The following is a 22,034-nucleotide window of genomic DNA, read 5'->3' as shown; positions in this document are numbered from 1 at the left end:
AGGACCTGGTGAAACCCCGTCGTGGTCCGGCTGCGGGCCGCGGGGCGGCCTTCGGTATGAGCCGCCGGGCCGGGGCGGGCTCGTGCCGGCCCCGGCCCCGGGCGGATCAGCGGGCCGCGTCCAGACGCACACGCTGTTCCGGGCTCAGTTCCAGGTCGACGGCGGCCAGGTTCTCCTCCAGTTGCGCCAGCGAGGACACGCCCGCCAGCGGGACGATCGGCAGGTCGTGGCCCAGCTGCCAGGCCAGGACCACCTGGTTGGGGGTCGCCCCGGTCTCCCCGGCGACCTCCCGGAGCGCCTTCAGGCGGGCCCGGGTGCCCGGGTGGTCGTAGTCGGGGGACATCGGCTTGTCCTCGCGGACGTAGGCGCCGCTCAGCAGCGGGGTGTACGCCACCAGCACCAGCCCCTCGTTGTGGCGCACGTAGGTCAGGATGTCCGTGTTGGCACCGCCGATGTTGCCGTCCGGGCAGACCGCGTCGCCCATGTCGGTGCGCGGGCGCAGGTAGCTGTGCTGGTACTGGAGCACCTCGTAGCCGGGCAGGCCCGAGGCGGCGGCGAGCCGGAGGGCGCGCTCCACCCGCCAGGACGGGTGGTTGCTCACCCCGAGCAGCCCGATGGATCCGTCGCGGACCTGCTCGCCGAAGGCCTCCACGGTCTCCTGGACGGCACCGTCGGGGTCCTCGATGTGGGCGTACATCAGGTCGATCCGGTCCCGGCCCAGCCGCTCCCGGCTGCGTTCGGTGGACTCGGCGATGACCTTGGCGGAGAGCCCCTCGCGGTTGTCCACGTAGGTGGTGCCCGGGGAGGCCGGGCGCGCCCCGAGCTTGGTGGCGACGGTGACCTCCTCGCCCACGCCCCGACTGCGCAGCCAGCGGCCGAGCAGGATCTCGCTCTCGCCGTTCCAGCCGCCGTCGGTGCCGTAGTTGTTGGAGGTGTCGATGAACGTCCCGCCCGCCTCCACGTACCGGTCCAGGAGGGCGAACGACGTCCTCTCGTCGGTGCGCCAGCCCATCAGCATGGCGCCCAGCGCGAGCACGCTCACCTCGCGCCGGGTGGCGGGGTCGGTTCCGATGGTGCGGTAACGCATGGGGGTCCCTCCGTCCGGGGGCCGCTACGCACGGTCCCTCGGCACAGGAGTCTGGGAGATGGAGCGCGCTCCAGGTCAACCCCCGAACCGAATCGGCCTCCCCGGTCTCAGCAGGACGTGTCCATGCGCTGCGTGCCCACCACGGACAGCAGCCTCAGCGCCTCCTCGGCCGGGGAACCCGGGGAGGCGGTGTAGACGACCACCCGTTGGTCCAGGTCGGTGATGTCCAGGACGTCGCAGTTGACGGTGACCGGGCCGACCACGGGGTTGTCGATGGTCTTGCGCAGGCCGGGTTCGGAGGCGGCCGAGGTGACGTCGTGCGAGTCCCACAGCAGTGCGAACTCCTCGCTGCCCGTGCGCAGCTCCCGCACCAGCGCGGTGATCTCGGGGGCGCCCGGGTAGCGGGCCGCGGCAGCGCGCAGATGCTGGGCGGCACCGCGGGCGAAGGTCTCGGCGTCCGAGAGGCCGTGCAGGCGCCGTCCACCCGGGTGCGGGCCGAGGAAGGCCCGGCGGATGAGGTTGCGTTCGCGCCGCGGGCGTGCGGAGAAGTCCTCCAGCAGGGCGGCGGCCAGATCGTTCCATGCCAGGACCTCGTAGGTGGCCGACAGCACGATCGCCGCCGCCTGCGGGAGCCGGTGGATCAGGCGCAGCACGCTCTCGCGCACTTCGCGGGAGGGGCCCGGCGGCGGTTCCGGCGGGCTGCCGGCGAGCCGGTGGAGGTGGTCGCGTTCGGCGTCGGTCAGCCGCAGGGCACGGGCCAGACCGCCCAGCACCTCGCGGGAGGGGCGCGGGGCGCGGTTCTGCTCCAGCCGGGTGTAGTACTCGGTGGAGATGTACGCCAGCTGCGCCACCTCCTCGCGGCGCAGCCCGGGGGTACGGCGGCGCTTGCCCCGGGGCAGCCCGACGTCGGAGGGGGCGATGCGTTCGCGTCTGCTGCGCAGGAAGGAGGCCAGCTCTCGGGTGTCCACCCGCCCAGTATGCGCGGGTAACCGAGGGCCGAGCCAGGTACAGCCAGTGCCTGGATAGCGGCGGAGGCTCCCAGCAGGCTTGCCGTCATGGACAACACGGAGAACACCCGCACCCACACATCCGCCGGCCTGCTGGCCGACAAGGTCGCCCTCGTCACCGGTGCCGGGCGCGGCATCGGGGCCGCCGCGGCGCGGCTCTTCGCCAGGGAGGGCGCCAAGGTGGTGCTCACGGCCCGCACCGGGGAACAGTTGGAGGGCGTGGTCAGGGAGATCCGCGACGGAGGGGGAGTCGCCGACCACGTGGTGAGCGACCTCGCCGACGGCGACAGCGTGCGCGCCGCCGTCGACCACGTGGTGGAGCTGCACGGGCGCCTGGACGTCGCCTTCAACAACGGGGCGACCGCGATCGCGCCCGGCGCGGTGGACCAGGTCAGCGAGGACGACCTGGACCGCGTCTACACCGTCAACCTCAGGGGAAGCTGGCTGGCGCTGTCCGCCGAGGTCGCCGCGATCCGCGCGACCGGCGGGACCGGGGCGATCGTCAACACCTCCAGTGTGGGCAGTCTGGGCGGCAACCCGACGCTGCCCGCCTACGCGGCGATGAAGCGGGCGCTCAACAGCCTCACCGAGTCGGCCGCCCTCAACTACGGCCCCGAGGGCATCCGGGTCAACGCCATCGCCCCGGGCACCACGCTGACCGACATGGTCCTGGGCTGGGAGGAAGCCGTGCCGGGGGTGCTCGACCACCTGAACGCCTCGACTCCGCTGCGCAGGGCCGCCCGGCCGGAGGAGGTGGCGGAGGCGGCCGCTTGGCTGCTCAGCGACCGGGCTTCCTACGTGACGGGGGCGGTGCTCAAGGTGGACGGGGGGATGGGCGCCTGAGCCCCTCGCCGAAGAGCTCGGCGGGGGAGCGCGGCCGCAAGCTGGAGGAGGCAGACGGAAGAGGGCTCGGGGCCGTCCCGTACGTGAGGCGAGGCGGCCCCCGGGCCATCCTTGCGGGCCATGATCGAATCTACATCGTCAAGGTGCTGGTTCGGAAACGACGGGAAGACCTACACCACGGGAGATCCCGACGACTACCGCAGACCCCGGTCAGGGCAACCCCTTGGGCCGGTTCTCGGACTCAGTCCGAGGCCGCGCCCAGGGCGCGCAGCAGGTAGGGCAGGAGGCGGTCGGCGATGTCGGTGCCGGGGCTGGCGCCGTCGTCCTGGCCCGGCGGGATCAGGAAGGTGTGGCTGACCATCGGGCCGATGACCATCTCGGCCACCACCAGCGGGTCCTCCACCGGGGGGATCTCCTGGCGGGCCACGGCCCGCTCCAACAGGGCGAAGACCCGTTCCTGGAGGGGGATGACGAAGGCGTCGAAGAGGACGTCGGCCAGGGCGCGGTTGTGGGCGGCCTCGCCGAGTACGGCGCGTAGGAGCTGGCCGGAGGGGCCCTCCAGGGCGGCGGCCTTGTCCTGGAGCAGCGCGCCCAGGTCGCAGCGCAGGTCTTGGTGGTCGATGTCGGGGCCCAGGTTCTCGGCCCAGGCCTGGGCGGCGCCGACCACCAGGTCCTCCTTGGAGCGCCAGCGGCGGTACAGGGTGGCGGTGGAGACCCCGGCCCGGCGTGCGACGGCGGCGGTGGTGAGCCCGCTGTAGCCGTGTAGTCGCAGTTCGGCGAGGGTGGCGTCCATCAGCGCGCGGTCCCGGTTGGCGTCGCGGGGGCGGCCCCGTGGGGCGGCTTCCGCGGACGTCTCCGGCAGATGGTCCGTCGTCATGGTGAGATCTTATGCCAGCCGACTATTGGAAACGAAACGTTTTCGTTTAGTCTTGTGGCATGGCTAACACCGAGACCCCCGAGCCCCTGACGCTGACCACCGAGATCCCCCCGATCGTCGCCAGACTGCGCGGCGCCTTCGCCAGCGGCCGCACCAAGCCGGTCGCCTGGCGCCGCGCCCAGCTGCGCGCCCTTCGGCGGCTGCTCACCGAGGAGCGCGCCACCCTGGAGAAGGCCCTCAAGGCAGACCTGGGCAAGCCCCCGGTGGAGGCGCACACCACCGAGATCGGTTTCGTGGTCAACGAGATCGACCACACGCTCAAGCACCTGTCCTCGTGGCTGCGCCCCCAGCGGGTGTCGGTGCCGATGGCGCTGGCCCCGGCCAGGGCCCGACGGGTGCGCGAGCCCCTGGGTACGGTGCTGATCGTCAGCCCGTGGAACTATCCGGTCAACCTGGCCCTGTCCCCGCTGGTCGGTGCGATCGCCGCGGGCAACGCGGCCGTCGTCAAACCCTCCGAGCTGTCTCCGGCCACCTCAGGGGCGTTGGCCGACCTGATCCCGCGCTACCTGGACAGCGAGGCGGTCGCGGTCGTCGAGGGCGGCGTCACCGAGAGCACCGCGCTGCTGGAGGAGCGCTTCGACCACATCTTCTACACCGGCAACTCGGCGGTGGCCCGCATCGTGATGGCGGCGGCGGTCAAGCACCTGACCCCCCTCACCCTGGAGCTGGGCGGAAAGAGCCCGGCCGTGGTCGAGCCCGGCGTGGACCTGGCCACCACGGCCCGCAGGCTGGCTTGGGGCAAGTTCACCAACGCGGGGCAGACCTGTGTGGCCCCCGACTACGTGCTGGCCATCGGGGACACGGCCGAGGAGCTCCAGAAGGAGTTGGCCGCGGCGATCACCGAGATGTTCGGCTCCGACCCGGCGCGGAGCCCCGACTACGGGCGCATCGTCAACGAGCGCCACTTCGACCGGCTCAGCGCGCTATTGGAGAGCGGTGACGTGGTCGCGGGCGGGCGGACCAACCGCGAGGACCTGTACATCGCGCCCACGGTGCTGGGGAACGTCGGGGCGGACACCCCGGTGATGGCCGAGGAGATCTTCGGGCCGATCCTGCCGGTCGTGCGGGTACCCGACCTGGACTCGGCGATCCGCTTCGTCAACGAGCGCGACAAGCCGCTGGCGCTGTACGGCTTCACCAACTCCGACGTCACCAAGCGCCGCCTGACCACCGAGACCTCCTCGGGCGGTCTGGGCTTCGGTCTGCCCATCGCCCACCTGGCCGTGCCCGACCTGCCCTTCGGCGGGGTGGGGGAGAGCGGGATGGGCGCCTACCACTCGGCGGCCTCCATCGACACGTTCTCGCACACCAAGTCGGTGCTCGACAAGTCGTTGCTGATGGACACCATGCGGGTGGCCTACGCCCCGATCAGCCAGGTCAAGGAGCGCATCCTGCGCAAGATGCTCTGATTCGGGACGCTCTTGATCCGGGCCGCTATTCGGTCCGGATCACTGCTTGGGCCGGGCGTCGCTGTAGGCGGTGCCCGGCTCGAGGTCGTCCTCGAACAGGTCGGTGACGGTCACGAACTCGTAGTCCTGGTCGGCGAGCTCGTCCAGGACGTCGGGGATGGCGTCGACGCTGCTTTCGTGGATGTCGTGGAAGAGCACCACACTGCCCTGGTCGGTCTCGTCCAGGGTGATGTCAAGGATCTTGTCGCTGTCGCGGTGCTGCCAGTCCAGGGTGTCCACGTCCCAGAGCAGGATGGGGTGGTGGATGGCCTCGCGGGCGGTGTCGCTGAGCGAGCCGTAGGGCGGGCGCATGGTGGCGGGCTTCTCGCCGGTGACGTCGGCGATGGCGCGGTCGGTGCGCTCGAGGTCGTCCTTGATCTGGTCGGCGGAGAGCGTGGCCAGGTCCTCGTGGTCCCAGGTGTGGTTGCCGACCTCGTGGCCGTCCTCGGCCATGCGCTCGACCGTGTCCTCGAACTTGCCGATCTTGGAGCCCAGGACGTAGAAGGTGGCCTTGGCGTCGTGTTCGTCCAGGACGTCCAGGAGCTCGTCGGTGTACTCGCCGGGGCCGTCGTCGAAGGTCAGCGCCACGCACTTGGCCTCGGTGCAGTCAGGGGCCCGGTCCGAGGAGTCCTCGCCCCTGAAGATCCGGTCCGCGGGGGCGGTGGGTGCGGCGGCCGCGGGGACGGAGGCGCTCAGGACCAGGCCCGAGGCGAGCAGCAGGCTTCCGGTCGTCCCGACGGTGGCTTTGCGCATCAAAGAGGTAACGTTCACGCGTCGAAATGTATGTGAAGATGCCGTGAAGGGCAAAGGTAAGGCCAGCTCAGAGCAGGGAAGTGAGCAAGGACTCTTTGTGCCGGGCGGGGAATGGAACGCGGGAACCTCTGCTATGAGGGGCCATCGGCGCGCCCCGGTCGCCTGAGCGGCGACCGGGGCCTCTTTGCGCTTGGTGTGCTTTCGGTGGTCGGGCGGGTCAGTTGGGCCGCGCGTCCGTGTGGACCTCGCCCGGATCCATGCCGTCCAGCCCGAAGATGTCGCTGACGGTCACGAAGTGGTAGCCATCCCGGTGCAACCCGTCCAGGACGTCGGGGATGGCGTCGACGCTGCTCTTGTGGATGTCGTGGAAGAGCACGACGCTTCCGGGGACGGTCTCCTCCAGCGCGTGTTTGGCGACGGCGGCGGTATCGCGGCTCTGCCAGTCCATGGTGTCCACGTCCCACAGGATGATCGGGTGCGGGGTGGCGCTGCGCACGGTGCCGTTCAGTGCCCCGTAGGGCGGGCGCAGGGTGGCCGGGAGCTCGCCGGTGACCTTCTCGATCGCCTTGTCGGTGCGTTCCAGGTCCTTGGCGACCCCGTCGGCGGACAGGGTGGTCAGGTCGTCGTGTTTCCAGGTGTGGTTGCCCATCTCGTGGCCTTCGGCGTGGGTGCGTCCCACGATTTCGGGGAACTCGGCGACCAGGGAGCCCAGGACGTAGAAGGTGCCCTTGGCCTCGTACTCGGCCATGTGGTCCAGAAGTTCCTCGGTGTGCTCACCGGGGCCGTCGTCGAAGGTCAGCGCCACGCATTTGAGGCGTTGGCAGTCCAGGGTGGTGCCCTCGGCGGTCAGGGTGCCGTCGAAGGGGAAGTCCTCTGGATCGGCGTTGGCGGTCACGGCCGCGCTGCGTGCCTGGTAACCCAGTTCGGAGAGGACTTCCTCGGCGGTCTCGGGCTCCACCGGCAGCAGGATCTCGCTGATCCGGCCCGCGCTGGGCACCACGGCGGGGTCCATGCGTACGGCCAGCCCGCCCGCGGTGCTGAAGGCCAGGTCGGCCAGGGGGGAGGCGGACCAGCGTTCGGCGGCCTCCCAGGCCTGCTCAGGGTCGCCCAGGTCGGCGTCGCCGACCAGGGGAGCGGCCTCGTCCTTGCCTTCCTCGGGGGCCGCGGGCGCACGGGAAGCGGCCGGGCTGTCGGGCCCTTCGGTGCCCTCGGGTTCCTCTGTGCCCTCTGCTGTGCCCTCTGCGTCTTCTGTGTCCTGGGCCGGTTCGGAGGCGGCGGCGGAGACCGAGTCCGGGTCGGCCTCGGCGCGCACGGCGATCTCGCCAACGAGCCCGGGTAGCTGTTCGGCGGAGATCCGGTAGCCGTCCTGGAGGACGTCGGCCACGGCCAGGTGCGCGACCTCCAGGGACTCCTCGTCCTGGAAGAGAGCGGTCCAGGGCAGGATCTCCTGGCTGGCGGTGTCGTACCAGAGCGTCGAGGACTCGGTTCCGGCGTCGCGTACCCCCGAGGTGGTCGCGGTGATCCGGGCGCCGAGCACGTGCTCGGAGGCGGCCAGGATCTCCACGTCCTGGGCGAGTTCGGGCTTTCCGCTGTCGGGCAGACCCTCCAGGAAGGCGGTCTGGTGTTCGGCCATCCGGGTGCGGACCTCGGTGGTCAGCGGATGGGACTCGCCCAGGACCGGGTAGCGGTAGCTCACGGTGCTGTGGTCGGCCTGGACCGACACCGTGCGGGTGGCCAGGCCTTCCAGGGCGTCCGGTGAGAACTGGATCGTCTCGGCGTAGGGCAGGTTCTGTTCGACGGTGTGACAGCCGGGTACCAGTAGTAGGCCCAGGGCAGCACTGAGAGTGAGTTTTCGTCGCAGAGAGGTGTCAGCCACCTGGGGACCATATCGGAGAGGGGTATCCGACAGGAAACCTTAGGGCGACGATACATAAGCAGAGAGTGACAAATTGCCCTCTGGTGGCCAGAAGGCGAATTTTGTCGCCTCCTCTCGGGCTCGGGCGTGTCACCGCCGCACTCGGGGCGGGGCGGAGGGCTCACCAGGGTACGGGGAGCTCAGTGCCGCACCGTGCGCTCACGACTCCTCGGACTCCTCGGGCTCCGCCGTCGCCTCGGGGCCCTCGGCGGCCACCGTGGCCACGATGGCGCGGGTCTGCGCCAGGGTGTCGGCGTGTTCGGCCGGGCGCGAGGTCTTGGGCAGGTGGACGTGTCCGGCCGCCGCCTTGGCCCCGGCCCGGTCCCGCAGCAGGGTGTTGCGGTAGGCGATCTCGTTGGACAGGTAGTCGCCGCCGCCCCCGCGCCGGGCCAGGGAACCCTCACTGGGCCCCTGCGGGCGTGTCACCGGGGCCTCGCCCTCGGCGGGCACCTCGGTCACCTCGGTGTTGGCCACGATCCGGTGCCGTCCGGCCACCGCCTCCACGATCCGCTGTGCGGGCAGGGACGAACGCGTCCACTCCGGGGCGTGCTCGCCCGGAATCGGGGCGCGTCCGGTCCGCGACACGTCCAGGTTGTCCGCGCCGCCGCCTCGCCACACCCCGTTCCAGACCTCCAGGTCGAAGCGGTCGGGGCGGCCGCGGCTGAGTGTGATGACCGCGTCGGCCACCCCGTACTGGTCGGCCAGGGCCTCCTCCACCAGTCCGGCGTCGAAGTCGCTCCAGCGCACCGGGAAGACCGCGGCGCGCACCACCGCGGTGCGCTCACCCACGGGGAAGGTCCACCCGTGCAGGTCCAGCGCGGCCGCCCCCGAGGGGTTGGAGCACTCCGGGTCGGTGTCCAGGTGGAAGGGGTCGAACCCGGTGACCACCACGCGCAGCCACCGATCGCCCGGGGGGAAGTCCAGGTCGGTGATGCCCCGGGAGGCGGTCTCGAACAGGTGCAGGAGCTCGGCGTGCCCTTGCTCCGAGAGCGGGAAGGAGGGCTCCCAGGCGCGCAGCCGGGAACGGAGCACCAGCCGGGCCCAGTACAGGGGCCGGTCGTCGACGGGGTCGGACCCGGTGCGGGTGGACTCGGTCCACAGGCGGGAGGCGTGGGAGGCGACCACCTCCCGGGCCTGGGTCAGGTCGGTGCTCGCGCGCAGGTCTGCGGCGAACAGGGGGTCGGCGGCGCCGAAGCCGGAGCGCGCCAGAATCCGGCGGGGCTCGGGGCGGTCGGCGCGGCGCTCTTCGAGGGTGGTGTCGTGGTGCACGGGCCAGCTGTCTGGGTCGGGGACGGGGGAGCGGGCCACGCGAGTCTAACGTCCACTGGTGACACTCCGGTGCGGGAGCGGGCCTGCCCGTCCCGGGGCTGACGGCGCGCACTCGGGTGTGCGCCGTCGCGTCCTGGGGACGCCGCCGCTCAGGAGGGGGTGGCGCCTTCCGGTTCGCGCCACATCGCCATCGGGGCGGCGCCGCGCGCACCCCACGCGAGATCGCCACCACGATCATGGTGCTGGCCACCGGGCTGAGCGGACTGTGGTCGGCCCCCCGGGCCAGGCCCTGGAGGACCGTGTGCCGGCCCTGGCGGCACGCCTGTCACAGCCGGCCTGGCACGTTCCAGCCGCGCCGCGCACCGGAACTGGACGTTGGGGGTGGACCGGGGGTCCTGGAGTTGGCAAGGTGTGAGGTGACCGTCTCCCCCTCTCAACGGAGAGAGAACACACATGCACAATGGTGCCCTCCCCGACACCGAGGTCCTCGCCGACCGCGCGCGGACCGCTCTGGAGCGGTGCGGCGTGACCCGCCTGCCCGAATCTGTCGGGGCACCCGGCGCGGCCCGTTCGCCGATCACCGGACAGACCCTGTTCCCCGTCGAGTTCGACACCCCTGGCTCCGCCGAGCGCGCGGTGGCCGCGGCGCGGGACTCCTTCACCTCCGTCTGGCGGGACACCCCCGCCCCGGTACGGGGGCAGCTCGTCCACCGGCTCGGTGAGCTGCTGCGCGAGCACAAGGCCGACCTGGCCGAGCTGGTCACCATCGAGGCGGGCAAGATCCGCTCCGAGGCCCTGGGCGAGGTCCAGGAGATGATCGACATCTGCGACTTCGCCGTCGGGCTTTCGCGCCAGCTCTACGGGAAGACCATGCCTTCGGAGCGGCCCGGCCACCGGCTGATGGAGACCTGGCACCCGCTGGGCGTGGTCGGGGTCATCACCGCGTTCAACTTCCCCGTGGCCGTGTGGTCGTGGAACACCTGTGTGGCGCTGGTGTGCGGCAACACCGTGGTGTGGAAGCCTTCTGAGCTGACCTCGTTGACCGCGCTGGGCTGCCACGGCCTGCTGATGCGCGCGGCCGCCGACGTGGGGGCGCCCTCGGACATCCACCGGGTGGTCCTGGGAGGTGCCGAGGTCGGTGAGGTGTTGGTGGAGGACGAGCGCATCGCGCTGCTCTCGGCGACCGGCTCCACGGCGATGGGTAGGGCCGTGGCGCCCAAGGTGGCTGCCCGGATGGGTCGCTACCTGCTGGAGCTGGGTGGTAACAACGCCGCGGTGGTGGCGCCGTCGGCCGATCTGGACCTGGTGGTGCGCGGCAGCGTGTTCTCCGCGGCGGGCACGGCCGGGCAGCGCTGTACGACGCTGCGGCGGCTGATCGTGCACGAGGACGTGGTGGACCAGGTGGTCGAGCGCGTGGTGGACGGCTACAAGCAGCTGCGCGAGCGGATCGGCGACCCCTATGAGGAGTCCACGCTGGTGGGTCCGCTGGTGGGGGAGCGCGGGTACACGGCCATGCGCGAGGCGCTGGAACGGGCCGAGGCAGAGGGCGGCCAGGTGCTGGTGGGCGGGGACCGGCGGTTGGAGAAGGACGCCGGTGACGCCTACTACGTCGAGCCGGCCGTGGTGCGCATGCCCGGCCAGGGCGAGATCGTGCGCCAGGAGACCTTCGCGCCGATCCTGTACGTGCTCACCTACCGCACCCTGGAGGAGGCGGTGGAGCTGCACAACGGGGTCCCGCAGGGGCTCTCTTCGGCGATCTTCACCCAGGACCAGGCCGAGGCGGAGCGGTTCCTGTCCGCGGCCGGGTCCGACTGCGGGATCGTCAACGTCAACATCGGTACCTCGGGAGCCGAGATCGGTGGTGCGTTCGGCGGGGAGAAGGACACCGGCGGCGGTCGTGAGTCGGGTTCGGATTCGTGGAAGGCGTACATGCGCCGGGCCACCAACACGGTGAACTATGGCGGGGAGCTGCCGTTGGCGCAGGGTGTGCGCTTCCTGTGAGTTCGGGCTGTCGGGCCTGAGCTTCTCGGTCTGACACGGGCCCGGGGTGTTATTCCCCGGGCCCGTTTCCCTGTGCGGTCCCCGGTGGTGAGCGGTGCACCCAAATCGGTTGTGTCCAACCCTGTTGTGCACAATCGAATTTCTGCTACGGTGGCCGGGACTGCGAAGCGGGGGAGGAACCATGGCAGGCATCGACGAGGGGGACCCCCTCGCTCTGGACCGGCAGCTGTGCTTCTCGCTCTACACCGCCTCCCGGGCCCTGACCGGGCTCTACCGGGAGATTCTGGCCGACCTGGAGCTGACCTACCCGCAGTACCTGGTGATGCTCGTGCTGTGGGAGCGCGAGACCCTGCCGGTCAAGGAACTCGGCCTGGCCCTGAGCCTGGACTCGGGCACCCTGTCCCCGCTGCTGCGGCGGATGGAGGGCGCCGGTCTGCTCACCCGCAGGCGCGGCCCCCAGGACGAGCGGATCGTGCACGTCAGCATCACCGAGGAGGGCGTGCGGCTGCGCGAACGGGCCGGGGGCATCCCCGAGCGGGTCCTGCGTGCCACCGACCTTCCGCCGGCCAGGCTCGCTGAACTCCAGGGCACGCTCGACCACCTCACCCGTGCGGTCAGCCAGGCCACGGGGCGGGGCGCAGCACGTGCCCCCTGCGACACCGACACCTGAACCACCAGCCAGTACGCCAAAGCAGTACATCCAACGGGCCCGGCGCACGGCCGGGCCGAACGAGAGGGAACCTTCCATGGCTTACAACGTCCTCTACACCGCCAACGCCACCGTCACCGGTGAGGGCCGCAAGGGCTTCGGCAAGACCGACGACGACCGTCTCGCGGTGGACCTGTCCGTGCCCAAGGGCCTGGGCGGCGACGACGGCGTGGGCACCAACCCCGAGCAGCTCTTCGCCGTCGGCTACGCCGCCTGCTTCCACGGCGCCCTGAAGAACGTCTCCCGCCAGGCCAAGGCCAACGTCGAGGGTTCCGCCATCGACGCCCAGGTCAGCCTGGGCAAGTCCGACGAGGGCCTGGACATCGCGGTCGAGCTGACCGTCACCATCCCGGGCCTGGAGCAGGCCGAGGCCGAGAAGCTGGTCGAGGCCGCCCACCAGATGTGCCCCTACTCCCGCGCCACCCGCGGCAACATCGAGGTCAAGCTGACCACCAAGACCGCCTAGGGTCCCCGGAGTTCAGACTCCAGAGCTGAGGAGTTCCCAGCTTCAGGGTCAACGGGTCGGGGCCGGTCACATCTTCTGTGACCGGCCCCGATTCTTGTGCCGCCCCCGCGGCCCGTGTACGCCCCCGGGCTCACGGACGACGGTAGGCCGCCAGGCGGCGCTCGAAGAGCGAGTCCACCGGATGGGCCGAGCCCCGGTCGCGCTCGGCCACCATGATCAGCTCCCGGGTCCCCGCCGAGAGCAGCGCTGTCACGGCCAGGGTGAACGCCTCCGGGGACAGCAGTGGTTCGGCCCCCAGCACCAGGGCTCTGCGGGTGGACCCCTCCATCCGGTACCAGCCGCGCAGTTCGTCCCAGGACAGCAGTATCCCCGGGCTGTCCTCAGTGGGTTCCAGCCGTACCAGGGCCCGCCGGGCGTCCTTGAGCTGGAGCTGGCTGGGCGGGAAGCGGACCGAGGGCTCGAACCGGATCTCCTTGCGCAGTCGCTCCGCGCACGCCCGCACGTAGGCGAAGTGGTTGAGCGGCCACGGGACGGAGTTGGCGTCGCTGTACAGCAGCCGTCCGGCGGTGTGGGCATAGGCGATGGTCACGGTCGCTCCTTGGGGCCGGTCGGTGCGGCGGGAGCGGGTACGGAGTCGGGGCGCACCGGGTCAGGATGCGCAGGGTCGGGGGCGGGTGCGAGCGCGTCGCCCACCGGAACCCGTGCGGGCGGGGTCCGGTCCGCGTTCGGCTCACCCACGGAAGGCCCGGTCGCGGGTGCGGGTTCGGCGGAGTTGCCGGTCAGGACGGTGAACAGCACGGTGAGCGCATGTCCCGAGTGGTGGCCGCGCAGGGTGACCACGCGTTCGCGGCCCCGGGCGTGCTCGCGCCGGGACTCGGAGGCGTCGCTCATCAGCGCCCGCCAGCGCGAGACCACCCCGTCGGGGCCGAAGAGCGAGGCCGCCTGTCCCTGGCCGTGTGCGGCGGCGTAGTGGATGATGGTCTGGCCGTTGGTGTCGGCCACGCAGGTGGTCAGGGCGGGCCACAGGCTGGGATCGGCCTCGATCAGCTCGGCCACGTCGCGGGCGCTCGCGGTGAGCCTGCGGGGGCCAGGCAGCAGGGGTTCGAGCCGGGTCGGGGCCGGGGAGCTGTCTGTCGTGGGGGTCGGGTTCACCGGACACCACCTTTCAACGGTGTGGTTTTTCGGGCTCATGGCCGATTCGTGATTCGCGCACGGCTTTTTCGACGTACAGGTTCAGCGATTCGCATGTGATTCGGCGAATCCATTTCTTGGGGCCGATCTTCACGGACTCGAGTTCATCGCTGTAGCAAAGGTCGTAGACTACGCGTTCGGATACGTCGAGTATTTGTGCTGCCTTGCGGACGCTGACCAAGAGCTTTTTCTGCTCAATGACGCGGATTTCCCGCGGCTCAGTCATGGTGAGAACCTAGCAATCCGGGTGGCCTGGTGTACAGGGTCGGGCTCCACAGGCCACATGTTGCTTATGCCCGAATGTCATGGATCGGGACCTGGGGCCCTCCCGTTCCCCCTGCCCCTTGACTTCCTCATACTCTGCGAGCCTTCGCGCCGTTTGAAAAGGGGGTCAAGTTCTCTGGGACTTTAAAGAGAAGGAAGATTTTTTCTGGCACAGCTCCAGATGGCACGAATAAGAGGGCGAAACCAACCGGTTTCGCCCTCTTATTCGTCCTTTGCTCGGTTCAGGCTGCGGTGTCCAGCAGCAACAGCCGGTCCAGGATGTCTTGGAGGGTCACCAGACCCATCAGCTCACCCGCCTCCTCGACCAGAGCCAGGTGGCTGCGGCTCTCCCGCATGATGCCCATCGCCGCGTACATCGGTGTGGCCGCCGACAGCGTCAGCACCGGGCGCATGAGGTCGGCGGCGGTGGTGTCGGCCGGGCTGGTCAGCGCCTCACGCACGTGCAGCACACCCACCGCCTCACCCTGTTCCATCACCACCAGGCGCAGATGCGTGGACTCGCGCGAGACCCGCTTGATCTCCTCCACCCCCGCGTCCGGACCCACCCAAGCGATCTCCTCGCGCGGGGTGATGTGCTCCTGGATCGGCTGGGAGTTGACCTCCAGGGCCGTGGCCAGCTGGTCACGGCGCTCCGAATCCAAAGCGCCCGCCTTGGCCGAGTGCTCGACCAGCTCGCGCACGTCGTCCGGGTTGTGGCCACTGATCAGCTCGTCCACCGCCTGTACGCCGAAGCGGTGCAGGACCCAGTTGGCCATGCCGTTGAGCATTATCAGGACCGGGCGCGTCACCAGCATGAACGCCCGCATCGGGACGGCCAACATGGTCGCTGATTTCTCCGGGTGCGAGATCGCCCAGGACTTGGGTGCCATCTCGCCGACCACCAGATGCAGGAAGGTCACGATGATCAGGGAGAATACGAATGAGAGCAAGTAGCCCAACGAGGTCGGCAGAGCACCGAACAACGGCTCCAGCATGTGGTGGAAGGCGGGCTTGGAGATCGCACCCAGGGCAAAAGTACACAGGGTGATACCCAGCTGAGAACCGGCCAGAAGCAAGGACAGGTCGCGGGCGCTCTTCAGCGCTGCCCGTGCAGCGAAACTGGTCTGTGCTGCCTCCTCCAAACGGTGCCGGCGCGCGGCCACCAAGGCGAACTCGATCGCCACGAAAAACGCGCTCAATGCGATGATCAGGGCGGTCAGCAGCAGGGCCAACCACACGTTCATGTCACTCATGCCCACACCTCCCGTTCCTTGACCTGCTCATCGGTGACCTTGATCAACCGCAGTTCCACCGTGCTGGGCACGTGCCGCTGGACCGCGTTCACGGTCAGCGTCAGCGCTGTGTCAGGGTCGCCGTCGTGAGCGCTGGAGGGCCGGGGCAGCGGCAGGTCCACTCGGTCGCCCACCAGCGGAAGCCGGTGGAGTTCGTGGATGACCAGACCTCCGATGGTCTCGTAGTCTCCTTCGGGCAGGTCGTGGCCGATCAGCCGCTCGACCTCGTCGATGTGCAGCGCGCCGGGCACGAGGTAGCCGTCCTCGCCGTCCAGGTGCGCCGGGGCCTTCTCCTCCGGTGTGTGCTCGTCAGCGATCTCACCGACCAGCTCCTCGGCCAGGTCCTCGGTGGTGATCACGCCGGCCAGTCCGCCGTACTCATCCACCACGCAGGCGAACTCCTCACCGGCCTCGCGCAGTTGGTCCAGGACACCCGGCAGCGGGAGCGAGGTCGGGACCATGACGGTAGGCCGCGCCACCTCGCTGACCCGGATGCCGGACAGGTCGCGGTCGCCCAGGGCGAGCACGTCGCGCAGGCAGATCACGCCCACGATGTCGTCCACACCCTCACCCAGGACGGGGAAGCGGGAGTGGTCGGAGGCCATCAGTTCCACGACCCGGCTGACCGGGTCGCCCTCCTCCACGGTGGTGACCTCTGGGCGCGGGATCATCGCGTGCCCGGCGGTGCGGTCGTGGAAGTCCAGGGTGCGGTCCAACAGGGTGGACACCTCGGCGGGAAGGTCACCGGTCTCACGGGACTCGGCGATGATGCGTTCCAGGTCGCGCGGTGTCGCCGCGTGCTGGACGTCCTCCACCGGGGTGATGTTCACCAGCTTGAGCAGCCAGATCGCGGCCTGGTCGAACACCCAGATGACAGGCCCGAAGACCTTGAGGTAGATGTTCGTGGACAGAGCCAGCCAGCGGGCCACCGGCTCAGGTTTGGCGATGGCCAGGTTCTTCGGGAACAGCTCTCCGAAGATCATCTGTACTGCGGTCGACAACAGCAGCGTGGTGATGGTTCCTATGGCTACGCCGGTGCCTAAGGGCACACCGGCGCCTCCCAGCAATTCTCCGAGACTGGTGCCGATCATGGGCTCCGCCACGAAACCGACCAACAGTCCGGTGACCGTGATTCCCAGCTGTGCCCCGGAGAGCATGAACGAAGTGCGGTTGGTGACCGCTAGGGCCCTTCTGGCCCCCGTATCGCCGGCTGCGGCCCGCGCCTTGAGACGTGATCGGTCCACGGCCATGTAGCCGAACTCCTGGGCGACGAAATACCCGTTGGCCGCGATTAGCAGCAGAACGACGACTACGCCGAGCAAGATGGTGAGAATGGTGCTGATCATCGGGCACGCACCGCCTGGTTCCGCCTGCTAACAGGGGTCCTGCTCAGGTGCGCGCCCTTCGGAGAAGGGGGCTCGTCGAGGTCTGGGTCACAGCATCCCTGGGGGACGCTGCCGGTACTTCGGGACGGATCCACTGTTCCTCTCTCTGCGCCTGTGCGCGTGGGGTGTGTGAAATATGTGGTTCTGGTCAAAGAAGGGACGACCGGCGGCGGGGAAAGATTCCCCGGCTCAGTTCCCGACGGGCGCGTCGGCCTCGTCGCCGAAGGTCGCCCACTCGCGGCGGCGGGCCTCGGCGAGGGCGATCGAGGTGGCCACGGCCACGTTCAGCGATCCGACCCGGCCGATCTGCGGAATGTAGGTGACGGCGTCCGCGCCCGCCAGCAGGGCGGGGGAGCAGCCGTGGTCCTCGGCTCCGACGGCCAGACACACGTCGGACTCCAGCGGCGCGGCGTGCAGCGGCACGGCGCCCTTGGCCAGCTCCAGGGCCACGACCTTGTAGCCGCCGGCGCGGGCGGCGTCCAGGGCCTCAGCCGTGCTGGACAAGCGGGTGTGCGCGACCTTCGCGGACGTACCCAGGGCGGTCTTGCCGACCTTGGGGTCGTCGGGGTCCGCGCTGTTGCCGGTGAGCCAGAGCTGGTCGACGCCGAAGGTCGCGCAGGTGCGCAGGATCGATCCCAGGTTGTAGGGCTGGGTGACCGACTCGACGAGAAGGGCCAGACGCCCCTCGGTGCGCCTGCGCCACTGGCGGTTCAGGCGTTTGACGTCCGTGGGACGCAACTGCGTGCTCAACTGCGGTGTGTTCCTCGAAGCTGTGGGCCGGGCGGTCCCGGCGGTTGTCGATACACATTACCGGGCGGGGGTCGTGCGCGCACGCGTGACCCGTGACACGTCACGGTAGGTTCGGGCATTCGGGTTCGGAGCCGACCGGTGGGCCCGGCCTGGTACCGGGGCGCGTGCCCGGTGCGGCGCCAGGGCCGGCGGGGCCTAATGGGCCTTGCGTACGGCCAGGACGCGGAAACCGGCCCGGGAGGCCACCCGCTCGGCGGGCAGGCCCTGGGCGTCCAGCCACTTCTGCAGGGAGTCCGAGCCCAGGTGGCGCTGGACCACCAGGTGCGCCACGCCCTCGGGGGTGAGCCGGTTCAACCAGGTGCGCAGCATCGAGTGCAGCACGTTCTTGCCCACCCGGATCGGTGGGTTGGACCAGATCGCGTCGAAGGGGCCGAGCAGGTCCTCGGCAGCAGGGGCCGGGCCCTCGCCCCCTTCCGCCGCCAGGCCGCCCTCGGGGGCGACCACGGCGAAACGGGCGTTGCGCAGATCGTGCTCGGCGGCGTTGCGCCGGGCCAGCCCCACGGCCCGGGCGTTGACGTCCACCCCGAGCACCTGGGCCCCGGGCGCACGCGAGGCCATCGTCAGGGAGATGGGGCCGTAGCCGCAGCCCAGGTCGAGCAGGCGGCCCTCGGCGGGCGGCGCGGGAACGCTCTCCAGCAGGACCCGGGTGCCCAGGTCGACCTTGTCGGGTGAGAAGACGCCGCGGTCGGTGTGCAGACGCAGGTGCAGGTCGGGCAGGACCAGGTCGGCCGTGGAGGGCCGGCTGGCGGCGTCGGGATCGGAGTCGAAGTAGTGCTGGGCCACGCCGTGACGCTACCAGGCGGCGCTGGGAGGTCGTGACGGCAAAAACCTCGCATACCACCGGAAACGAAAGGATCAACCCCCTGTCCCCGGGCGAAACTGCCCGGAAGATAGAGACAAGCGAGGTTTGTGGGGGAACCCATGCGAGCAGAGGTAGGAGACCGGCTGGTCGTCGAGAGCCCGAACGCCGACACCCACCGCCGCACGGGGGTGGTCACCGAGGTCCGGGGCGCGCAGGGGGCACCGCCGTACCAGGTGCACTGGCAAGACAGTGAGCAGGGCCACGAGGTCCTGGTCTACCCGGGACCCGACGCGCACATCGAACACCCGCCCGGTCCGGGCGCGGACGGAGAGGGAGCGGATGCCATGCAGACGATGAAGCGCTGGAACGTGGACGTGGTCGTCGCCGAGGAGAGCGAGGGTGACGCCGCGCGCACCTGGGCCGAGGTGGGGCTGATCGCCGACGACGGCACGGCTCTGCGCGGCCACGGGATGGCCCGCAAGCACCCGTCGGACATGGACGTCCCCGAGATCGGCGAGGAGCTCGCCGTCTCCAGGGCACTGTCGGACCTCTCACGTCAGCTGCGCCAGGTCGCGGCCGAGGACATCAACGACAACACCGGTTCGCCCTGGCGTCCGACCTGACCCCACAGCGTTGTCCGCGCCCATCCGGGCGCGACCGTACTGGGAGCGGCCCCCGGTCCACCACCGGGGGCCGCTCCATGCCCGAACCCGGCACCGTGCGGGGCGCGCGCGGTGCCGGGAGGCGGCGTCAGAGGTCACTCCTGGATACTGATGTGGAACGGTTCGCACCCGGCGGTCGCCGGTATCGGGCACACTCGGAAGTTGGACACGACCTTTGTCCCGTTCCTACGGGCCTCCCCGTCCCCCGCCGCTCGTGCTTCCCTTCCGGAGCGACCAGGACCGCGGGAACGGGGAGAAGCGCGTTCGCCGGCCAGGCGCCGGCAGACACTCACCCAAGGAGACCTCGTTGGCCACCTCTTCCGGACCGCAGGCCAGATCCGCCCGGACGCTGGGAACCGTCGACGCGGCCGCCATCGGCGCCGCGGCGATGCTCGGCGCCGGGGTGTTCTCGGTCTTCGCCCCGGCGGCACTGGGCGCCGGGGCGTGGCTGCCCGTCGCCATCCTCATCGCCGGGGCGGTCGCCTACTGCAACGCGGTCTCTTCGGCCCGGCTGGCCGCCCGGCACCCCGAGAACGGCGGTACCTACGTCTACGGGCGTGAGCGCCTGGGCGACCTGTGGGGGTACCTGGCGGGCTGGTCCTTCGTGGTGGGCAAGATCGCCTCCTGCGCGGCGATGGCCCTGACCTTCGCGGCCTACACGGTCCCGGAGTACGCGAAACCGGTGGCTGTGGCCGCGGTGGTGGTGCTGGCCGCGGTGAACTACCGGGGGGTGCGCAGATCCACCCTGGTCATCAAGGTGCTGCTCCTGCTGGTGCTGGCGGTCCTGGTCGCGGTGTTCGTCACGATGCTGCTGAGCGGGCGCCTGGCCGCGGTGGCCCAGGTGGACGGGCTGGGGCCCTGGCCGGGCTCCTTCGGCGTGCTGGGCGCCGCGGGGATGATCTTCTTCGCCTTCGCCGGGTACGCGCGCATCGCCACCCTGGGCGGGCAGGTGCGCGATCCGCGGGTCACCATCCCCAGGGCGATCACGCTCTCGCTGGGCACGGTCCTGGCCCTGTACCTGGTGATCGGTACCGGCCTGCTCATCGTGCTGGGGCGGGAGCGCCTCACCACCAGCCACGCGCCCTTGGTCGACGCGGTCCAGGTGGCCGGGTTCCCCCTGCTGGTGCCGTTCGTGATCGCCGGGGCCGCGCTGGCCAGTCTGGGCGCCCTTGTGCCGCTGCTGATGGGGGTCTCGCACGTCACCGCGGCGATGGCCGCCGACGGCCACCTGCCGCGTCCGCTGGCCGCCATGAGCGAACGCTACGGGGTGCCCTTCCGGGCCGAGGCGGTGGTGGCGGCCATCGTGATCGGTCTGATCCTGGTCGCCGACCTGACCGGCGCGATCGCCTTCTCCGCCTTCGGGGTGCTGGTCTACTACGCCATCACCAACGCCTCGGCGCTGCGCCTGGGCCCGGACGAGAACCGTCCGCCGCTGATCGTTCCGGTCACCGGCCTGGTGGGGTGTGTGGTCCTGGCGACCAGCCTGCCGCTGCCGGCGGTCGTGGCCGGGGTCCTTGTGCTGGGGGCGGGCGCGGGTCTGTGGTGGCTGCGCCACCACGTGCTCGTCTAGCCGCCGCCGGTCGGTGGGGCCCGGTCGGGGCCGGGGCTCCGCAGTGCCTCAACAACTCCGGCCCCAGGAACCCCGGTCACCGCAGTCGGCGGTGCTGGACCAGGAACTCCATGCCGCGCCGGGCGGTGGTGGACAGCCGCAGCTCCGCCAGCCCCGCGGGGGTGAACCACCCGCAGTCGGCGGTGGAGCCGTCCTGTTCGAGCACGTGCGGTTCGCTCGGTTCGAGGACGTGCACGTGGGAGAAGACCCACACCGAGTAGATGTCGGTTCCGCTGGTCCGGGTCCGGCGGTGGCTGGCCACCTTGATCAGGTCACCGACCACACCGGCCTGACCGGTCTCCTCGAGCACCTCGCGCCGTAGCGCCGCGCGCACGTCCTCACCGGTGTCCACGCCGCCGCCGGGCAGGTGCCAGGTGCCCGCGCCGGGGAAGCCCTCGGCGATGCGGCTCAGCAGGATGCGCCCGGCGGCGTCGGTGACGATCCCGTAGGAGGCGAAGCGGCGCAGCCGGGGCCGCGCGTCGTCTGCGGGACCGGGCTCCTCCTCGGCCAGGGCGGGGGCCGCGGGGGTGAACCCCTCGACGGGCACCACCGAGGGCCAGGCCGAGACCAGGTGGGGCTCGGCGAACACGACCCGGTCCACGTGCAGGGCCCGGCCCCGGTACAGGCTCACGGTCTCGGTGAGCACCTCCAGGGCCACCAGCGGCGCCTGCGGCTCCAGCCCGCCCAGTTCACGTGCGACCTCCTCGGGGTCCTGGCCGAACAGCACACGCGTGCCGGACAGGACCGGCCCCTGGGGGCCGGAGGTGATCAGGTGCGCGGTGACCCGGCGGGCCATCCAGTCGTCGATCGAGCTCACAGTGCGCCCGTCGCGGCCGCGCTGGGCAGACCGAGCATGCGCAGGAGGCCGTCCAGGCCGGTAAGGGTGGTGATGCCCTCGAGGGGCTGGCGGGCCTGGCGGTCCACGATCACCGGGCGCATACCCGAGGACACCGCGCCCACGCCGTCGGCCTGGATCTGGTCGCCCACGTGCCAGCAGGCGCTGGGCTCCACGCCCAGGCGCTGGGCGGTGGCGTGGAAGATCCGCGGGTCGGGCTTGCCCGCGCCCACGGTGTCGGCACAGACCACGGCGTGGAAGTAGGGCGTCAGTTCCAGGGCCTGGAGCTTGGCGTGCTGCAGGGCCTCGATGCCGTTGGTGAGCACGGCCAGCCGGTAGCCGGCAGAGGACAGGGCGCCCAGCACCGCGAAGGTGTCGGGGAAGACCTGCCAGCCGGCGCGGTGGCCGTCCAGGTAGAGGCGGTAGAGGTCGTCGCAGTGCTGGTCGGCGACGTCGTTGTGGCCGGCCTGGACGGCCAGGGCCCGGATGCGCTCGCGGCGCTGGTCCTCAAGGCTCAGGTCGCCGCGCAGGTAGGCGCCGAAGGAGATTTCGGTCTGGGCGTCCCACAGCGCGCGGGCGGCGCCGAAGTCTGGGTGGCCGAGCCGCTCCATGACCGCGCGCAGACCCGCGGACGAGGCGGCGACGTCGTCAATGAGGGTGTCGTCCAGGTCGAAGCAGATCGCGGCCGGGGGTGCGGGTGTGTTCGGCATCGTTCCTCGAAGTGGATGGGCATGACAAAACATGCCAAC

The 22,034-nt window shown here is 70.7% G+C and carries 22 protein-coding genes; 7 read left to right on the top strand and 15 right to left on the bottom strand.

What is annotated here, in order from left to right; translation table 11 throughout:
- Nucleotides 1–106 precede the first annotated feature (106 nt).
- Nucleotides 107–1,087, bottom strand: a complete 981-nt coding sequence (locus tag HNR07_RS08045) for an aldo/keto reductase (protein ID WP_184363947.1) — start codon at nucleotides 1,085–1,087, stop codon at nucleotides 107–109.
- A gap of 107 nt (nucleotides 1,088–1,194) precedes the next feature.
- Entirely contained in the window at nucleotides 1,195–2,055 is an 861-nt protein-coding gene (locus HNR07_RS08040) for a helix-turn-helix transcriptional regulator (RefSeq protein WP_184363943.1), read from the bottom strand.
- 87 nt (nucleotides 2,056–2,142) lie between these two features.
- On the opposite strand from HNR07_RS08040, the gene HNR07_RS08035 reads away from it, so the two are divergent.
- Nucleotides 2,143–2,937 carry an SDR family NAD(P)-dependent oxidoreductase gene (locus HNR07_RS08035; protein ID WP_184363940.1) on the top strand — a complete coding sequence of 265 codons (795 nt, stop codon included), beginning with the start codon at nucleotides 2,143–2,145 and terminating at the stop codon, nucleotides 2,935–2,937.
- Nucleotides 2,938–3,178: 241 nt separating this feature from the next.
- Here the strand turns inward: HNR07_RS08035 and HNR07_RS08030 are convergent, their stop codons facing one another.
- On the bottom strand, nucleotides 3,179–3,814 hold the full coding sequence (locus tag HNR07_RS08030) for a TetR/AcrR family transcriptional regulator (RefSeq protein ID WP_184363937.1): 636 nt from the start codon (nucleotides 3,812–3,814) through the stop codon (nucleotides 3,179–3,181).
- 59 nt (nucleotides 3,815–3,873) lie between these two features.
- On the opposite strand from HNR07_RS08030, the gene HNR07_RS08025 reads away from it, so the two are divergent.
- Nucleotides 3,874–5,283, top strand: a complete 1,410-nt coding sequence (locus tag HNR07_RS08025; protein ID WP_184363934.1) for an aldehyde dehydrogenase family protein — start codon at nucleotides 3,874–3,876, stop codon at nucleotides 5,281–5,283.
- Between the two features lie 39 nt (nucleotides 5,284–5,322).
- On the opposite strand, the gene HNR07_RS08020 is transcribed toward HNR07_RS08025, so the two are convergent.
- From HNR07_RS08020 to HNR07_RS08010, 3 genes are all read right to left on the bottom strand, one after another.
- Nucleotides 5,323–6,075, bottom strand: a complete 753-nt coding sequence (locus HNR07_RS08020; RefSeq protein ID WP_184371695.1) for a polysaccharide deacetylase family protein — start codon at nucleotides 6,073–6,075, stop codon at nucleotides 5,323–5,325.
- 217 nt (nucleotides 6,076–6,292) lie between these two features.
- Entirely contained in the window at nucleotides 6,293–7,951 is a 1,659-nt protein-coding gene (locus tag HNR07_RS08015) for a polysaccharide deacetylase family protein (protein WP_184363931.1), read from the bottom strand.
- A 198-nt stretch (nucleotides 7,952–8,149) separates the two neighbouring features.
- On the bottom strand, nucleotides 8,150–9,259 hold the full coding sequence (locus HNR07_RS08010; RefSeq protein WP_184371692.1) for a pyroglutamyl peptidase: 1,110 nt from the start codon (nucleotides 9,257–9,259) through the stop codon (nucleotides 8,150–8,152).
- Nucleotides 9,260–9,712: 453 nt separating this feature from the next.
- On the opposite strand from HNR07_RS08010, the gene amaB reads away from it, so the two are divergent.
- From amaB to HNR07_RS07995, 3 genes are all read left to right on the top strand, one after another.
- On the top strand, nucleotides 9,713–11,260 hold the full coding sequence (gene amaB / locus HNR07_RS08005; protein WP_184363928.1) for an L-piperidine-6-carboxylate dehydrogenase: 1,548 nt from the start codon (nucleotides 9,713–9,715) through the stop codon (nucleotides 11,258–11,260).
- Between the two features lie 181 nt (nucleotides 11,261–11,441).
- Nucleotides 11,442–11,930 carry a MarR family winged helix-turn-helix transcriptional regulator gene (locus HNR07_RS08000; RefSeq protein ID WP_184363925.1) on the top strand — a complete coding sequence of 163 codons (489 nt, stop codon included), beginning with the start codon at nucleotides 11,442–11,444 and terminating at the stop codon, nucleotides 11,928–11,930.
- 76 nt (nucleotides 11,931–12,006) lie between these two features.
- Nucleotides 12,007–12,435 carry an organic hydroperoxide resistance protein gene (locus tag HNR07_RS07995; protein ID WP_184363922.1) on the top strand — a complete coding sequence of 143 codons (429 nt, stop codon included), beginning with the start codon at nucleotides 12,007–12,009 and terminating at the stop codon, nucleotides 12,433–12,435.
- A 130-nt stretch (nucleotides 12,436–12,565) separates the two neighbouring features.
- Here the strand turns inward: HNR07_RS07995 and HNR07_RS07990 are convergent, their stop codons facing one another.
- The 7 genes from HNR07_RS07990 to HNR07_RS07960 form a co-directional block, all read right to left on the bottom strand.
- Complete coding sequence (locus HNR07_RS07990; protein WP_184363919.1) at nucleotides 12,566–13,024, bottom strand: hypothetical protein; 459 nt, start codon at nucleotides 13,022–13,024, stop codon at nucleotides 12,566–12,568.
- On the bottom strand, nucleotides 13,021–13,587 hold the full coding sequence (locus HNR07_RS07985) for a hypothetical protein (protein WP_184363916.1): 567 nt from the start codon (nucleotides 13,585–13,587) through the stop codon (nucleotides 13,021–13,023). The genes HNR07_RS07990 and HNR07_RS07985 overlap by 4 nt, the downstream gene beginning before the upstream one ends.
- A 13-nt stretch (nucleotides 13,588–13,600) precedes the next feature.
- On the bottom strand, nucleotides 13,601–13,852 hold the full coding sequence (locus tag HNR07_RS07980; RefSeq protein WP_184363914.1) for a helix-turn-helix domain-containing protein: 252 nt from the start codon (nucleotides 13,850–13,852) through the stop codon (nucleotides 13,601–13,603).
- A gap of 280 nt (nucleotides 13,853–14,132) precedes the next feature.
- Nucleotides 14,133–15,143, bottom strand: a complete 1,011-nt coding sequence (locus HNR07_RS07975; RefSeq protein WP_184363912.1) for a hemolysin family protein — start codon at nucleotides 15,141–15,143, stop codon at nucleotides 14,133–14,135.
- Complete coding sequence (locus HNR07_RS07970) at nucleotides 15,140–16,528, bottom strand: hemolysin family protein (protein WP_184363909.1); 1,389 nt, start codon at nucleotides 16,526–16,528, stop codon at nucleotides 15,140–15,142. The genes HNR07_RS07975 and HNR07_RS07970 overlap by 4 nt, the downstream gene beginning before the upstream one ends.
- A 228-nt stretch (nucleotides 16,529–16,756) precedes the next feature.
- The gene (locus tag HNR07_RS07965) at nucleotides 16,757–17,317 is read right to left on the bottom strand and encodes a TrmH family RNA methyltransferase (protein WP_184363906.1); all 561 of its coding nucleotides are present in this window, start codon (nucleotides 17,315–17,317) and stop codon (nucleotides 16,757–16,759) included.
- A 195-nt stretch (nucleotides 17,318–17,512) separates the two neighbouring features.
- Nucleotides 17,513–18,160 carry a class I SAM-dependent methyltransferase gene (locus tag HNR07_RS07960; RefSeq protein ID WP_184363904.1) on the bottom strand — a complete coding sequence of 216 codons (648 nt, stop codon included), beginning with the start codon at nucleotides 18,158–18,160 and terminating at the stop codon, nucleotides 17,513–17,515.
- A gap of 138 nt (nucleotides 18,161–18,298) precedes the next feature.
- On the opposite strand from HNR07_RS07960, the gene HNR07_RS07955 reads away from it, so the two are divergent.
- Nucleotides 18,299–18,802: a dsRBD fold-containing protein gene (locus HNR07_RS07955; protein WP_184363901.1), complete on the top strand. Its 504-nt coding sequence runs from the start codon at nucleotides 18,299–18,301 to the stop codon at nucleotides 18,800–18,802.
- 346 nt (nucleotides 18,803–19,148) lie between these two features.
- Nucleotides 19,149–20,411, top strand: coding sequence for an APC family permease (locus HNR07_RS07950; protein WP_184363898.1), 1,263 nt, complete (start codon nucleotides 19,149–19,151; stop codon nucleotides 20,409–20,411).
- A 76-nt stretch (nucleotides 20,412–20,487) separates the two neighbouring features.
- Here HNR07_RS07950 and HNR07_RS07945 read toward each other — a convergent pair whose 3' ends face one another.
- Both HNR07_RS07945 and HNR07_RS07940 read right to left on the bottom strand, forming a co-directional pair.
- Entirely contained in the window at nucleotides 20,488–21,267 is a 780-nt protein-coding gene (locus HNR07_RS07945) for an NUDIX hydrolase (protein WP_312893669.1), read from the bottom strand.
- Nucleotides 21,264–21,995, bottom strand: coding sequence for an HAD family hydrolase (locus tag HNR07_RS07940; protein ID WP_184363895.1), 732 nt, complete (start codon nucleotides 21,993–21,995; stop codon nucleotides 21,264–21,266). The genes HNR07_RS07945 and HNR07_RS07940 overlap by 4 nt, the downstream gene beginning before the upstream one ends.
- Nucleotides 21,996–22,034: the final 39 nt, after the last annotated feature.

The organism is Nocardiopsis metallicus (assembly GCF_014201115.1).
Classification (GTDB): domain Bacteria; phylum Actinomycetota; class Actinomycetes; order Streptosporangiales; family Streptosporangiaceae; genus Nocardiopsis; species Nocardiopsis metallicus.
This window is presented reverse-complemented; position numbering and strand designations above follow the sequence as displayed.

Coding starts and splice junctions, on each gene's coding strand:
- amaB (WP_184363928.1), top strand. CDS start 9,713: ATGCACAATGGTGCCCTCCCCGACACCGAGGTCCTCGCCGACCGCGCG.
- HNR07_RS07955 (WP_184363901.1), top strand. CDS start 18,299: ATGCGAGCAGAGGTAGGAGACCGGCTGGTCGTCGAGAGCCCGAACGCC.
- HNR07_RS07940 (WP_184363895.1), bottom strand. CDS start 21,995: ATGCCGAACACACCCGCACCCCCGGCCGCGATCTGCTTCGACCTGGAC.
- HNR07_RS08020 (WP_184371695.1), bottom strand. CDS start 6,075: ATGCGCAAAGCCACCGTCGGGACGACCGGAAGCCTGCTGCTCGCCTCG.
- HNR07_RS07975 (WP_184363912.1), bottom strand. CDS start 15,143: ATGAGTGACATGAACGTGTGGTTGGCCCTGCTGCTGACCGCCCTGATC.
- HNR07_RS08030 (WP_184363937.1), bottom strand. CDS start 3,814: ATGACGACGGACCATCTGCCGGAGACGTCCGCGGAAGCCGCCCCACGG.
- HNR07_RS07980 (WP_184363914.1), bottom strand. CDS start 13,852: ATGACTGAGCCGCGGGAAATCCGCGTCATTGAGCAGAAAAAGCTCTTG.
- HNR07_RS08025 (WP_184363934.1), top strand. CDS start 3,874: ATGGCTAACACCGAGACCCCCGAGCCCCTGACGCTGACCACCGAGATC.
- HNR07_RS08045 (WP_184363947.1), bottom strand. CDS start 1,087: ATGCGTTACCGCACCATCGGAACCGACCCCGCCACCCGGCGCGAGGTG.
- HNR07_RS08000 (WP_184363925.1), top strand. CDS start 11,442: ATGGCAGGCATCGACGAGGGGGACCCCCTCGCTCTGGACCGGCAGCTG.
- HNR07_RS07995 (WP_184363922.1), top strand. CDS start 12,007: ATGGCTTACAACGTCCTCTACACCGCCAACGCCACCGTCACCGGTGAG.
- HNR07_RS07970 (WP_184363909.1), bottom strand. CDS start 16,528: ATGATCAGCACCATTCTCACCATCTTGCTCGGCGTAGTCGTCGTTCTG.
- HNR07_RS08035 (WP_184363940.1), top strand. CDS start 2,143: ATGGACAACACGGAGAACACCCGCACCCACACATCCGCCGGCCTGCTG.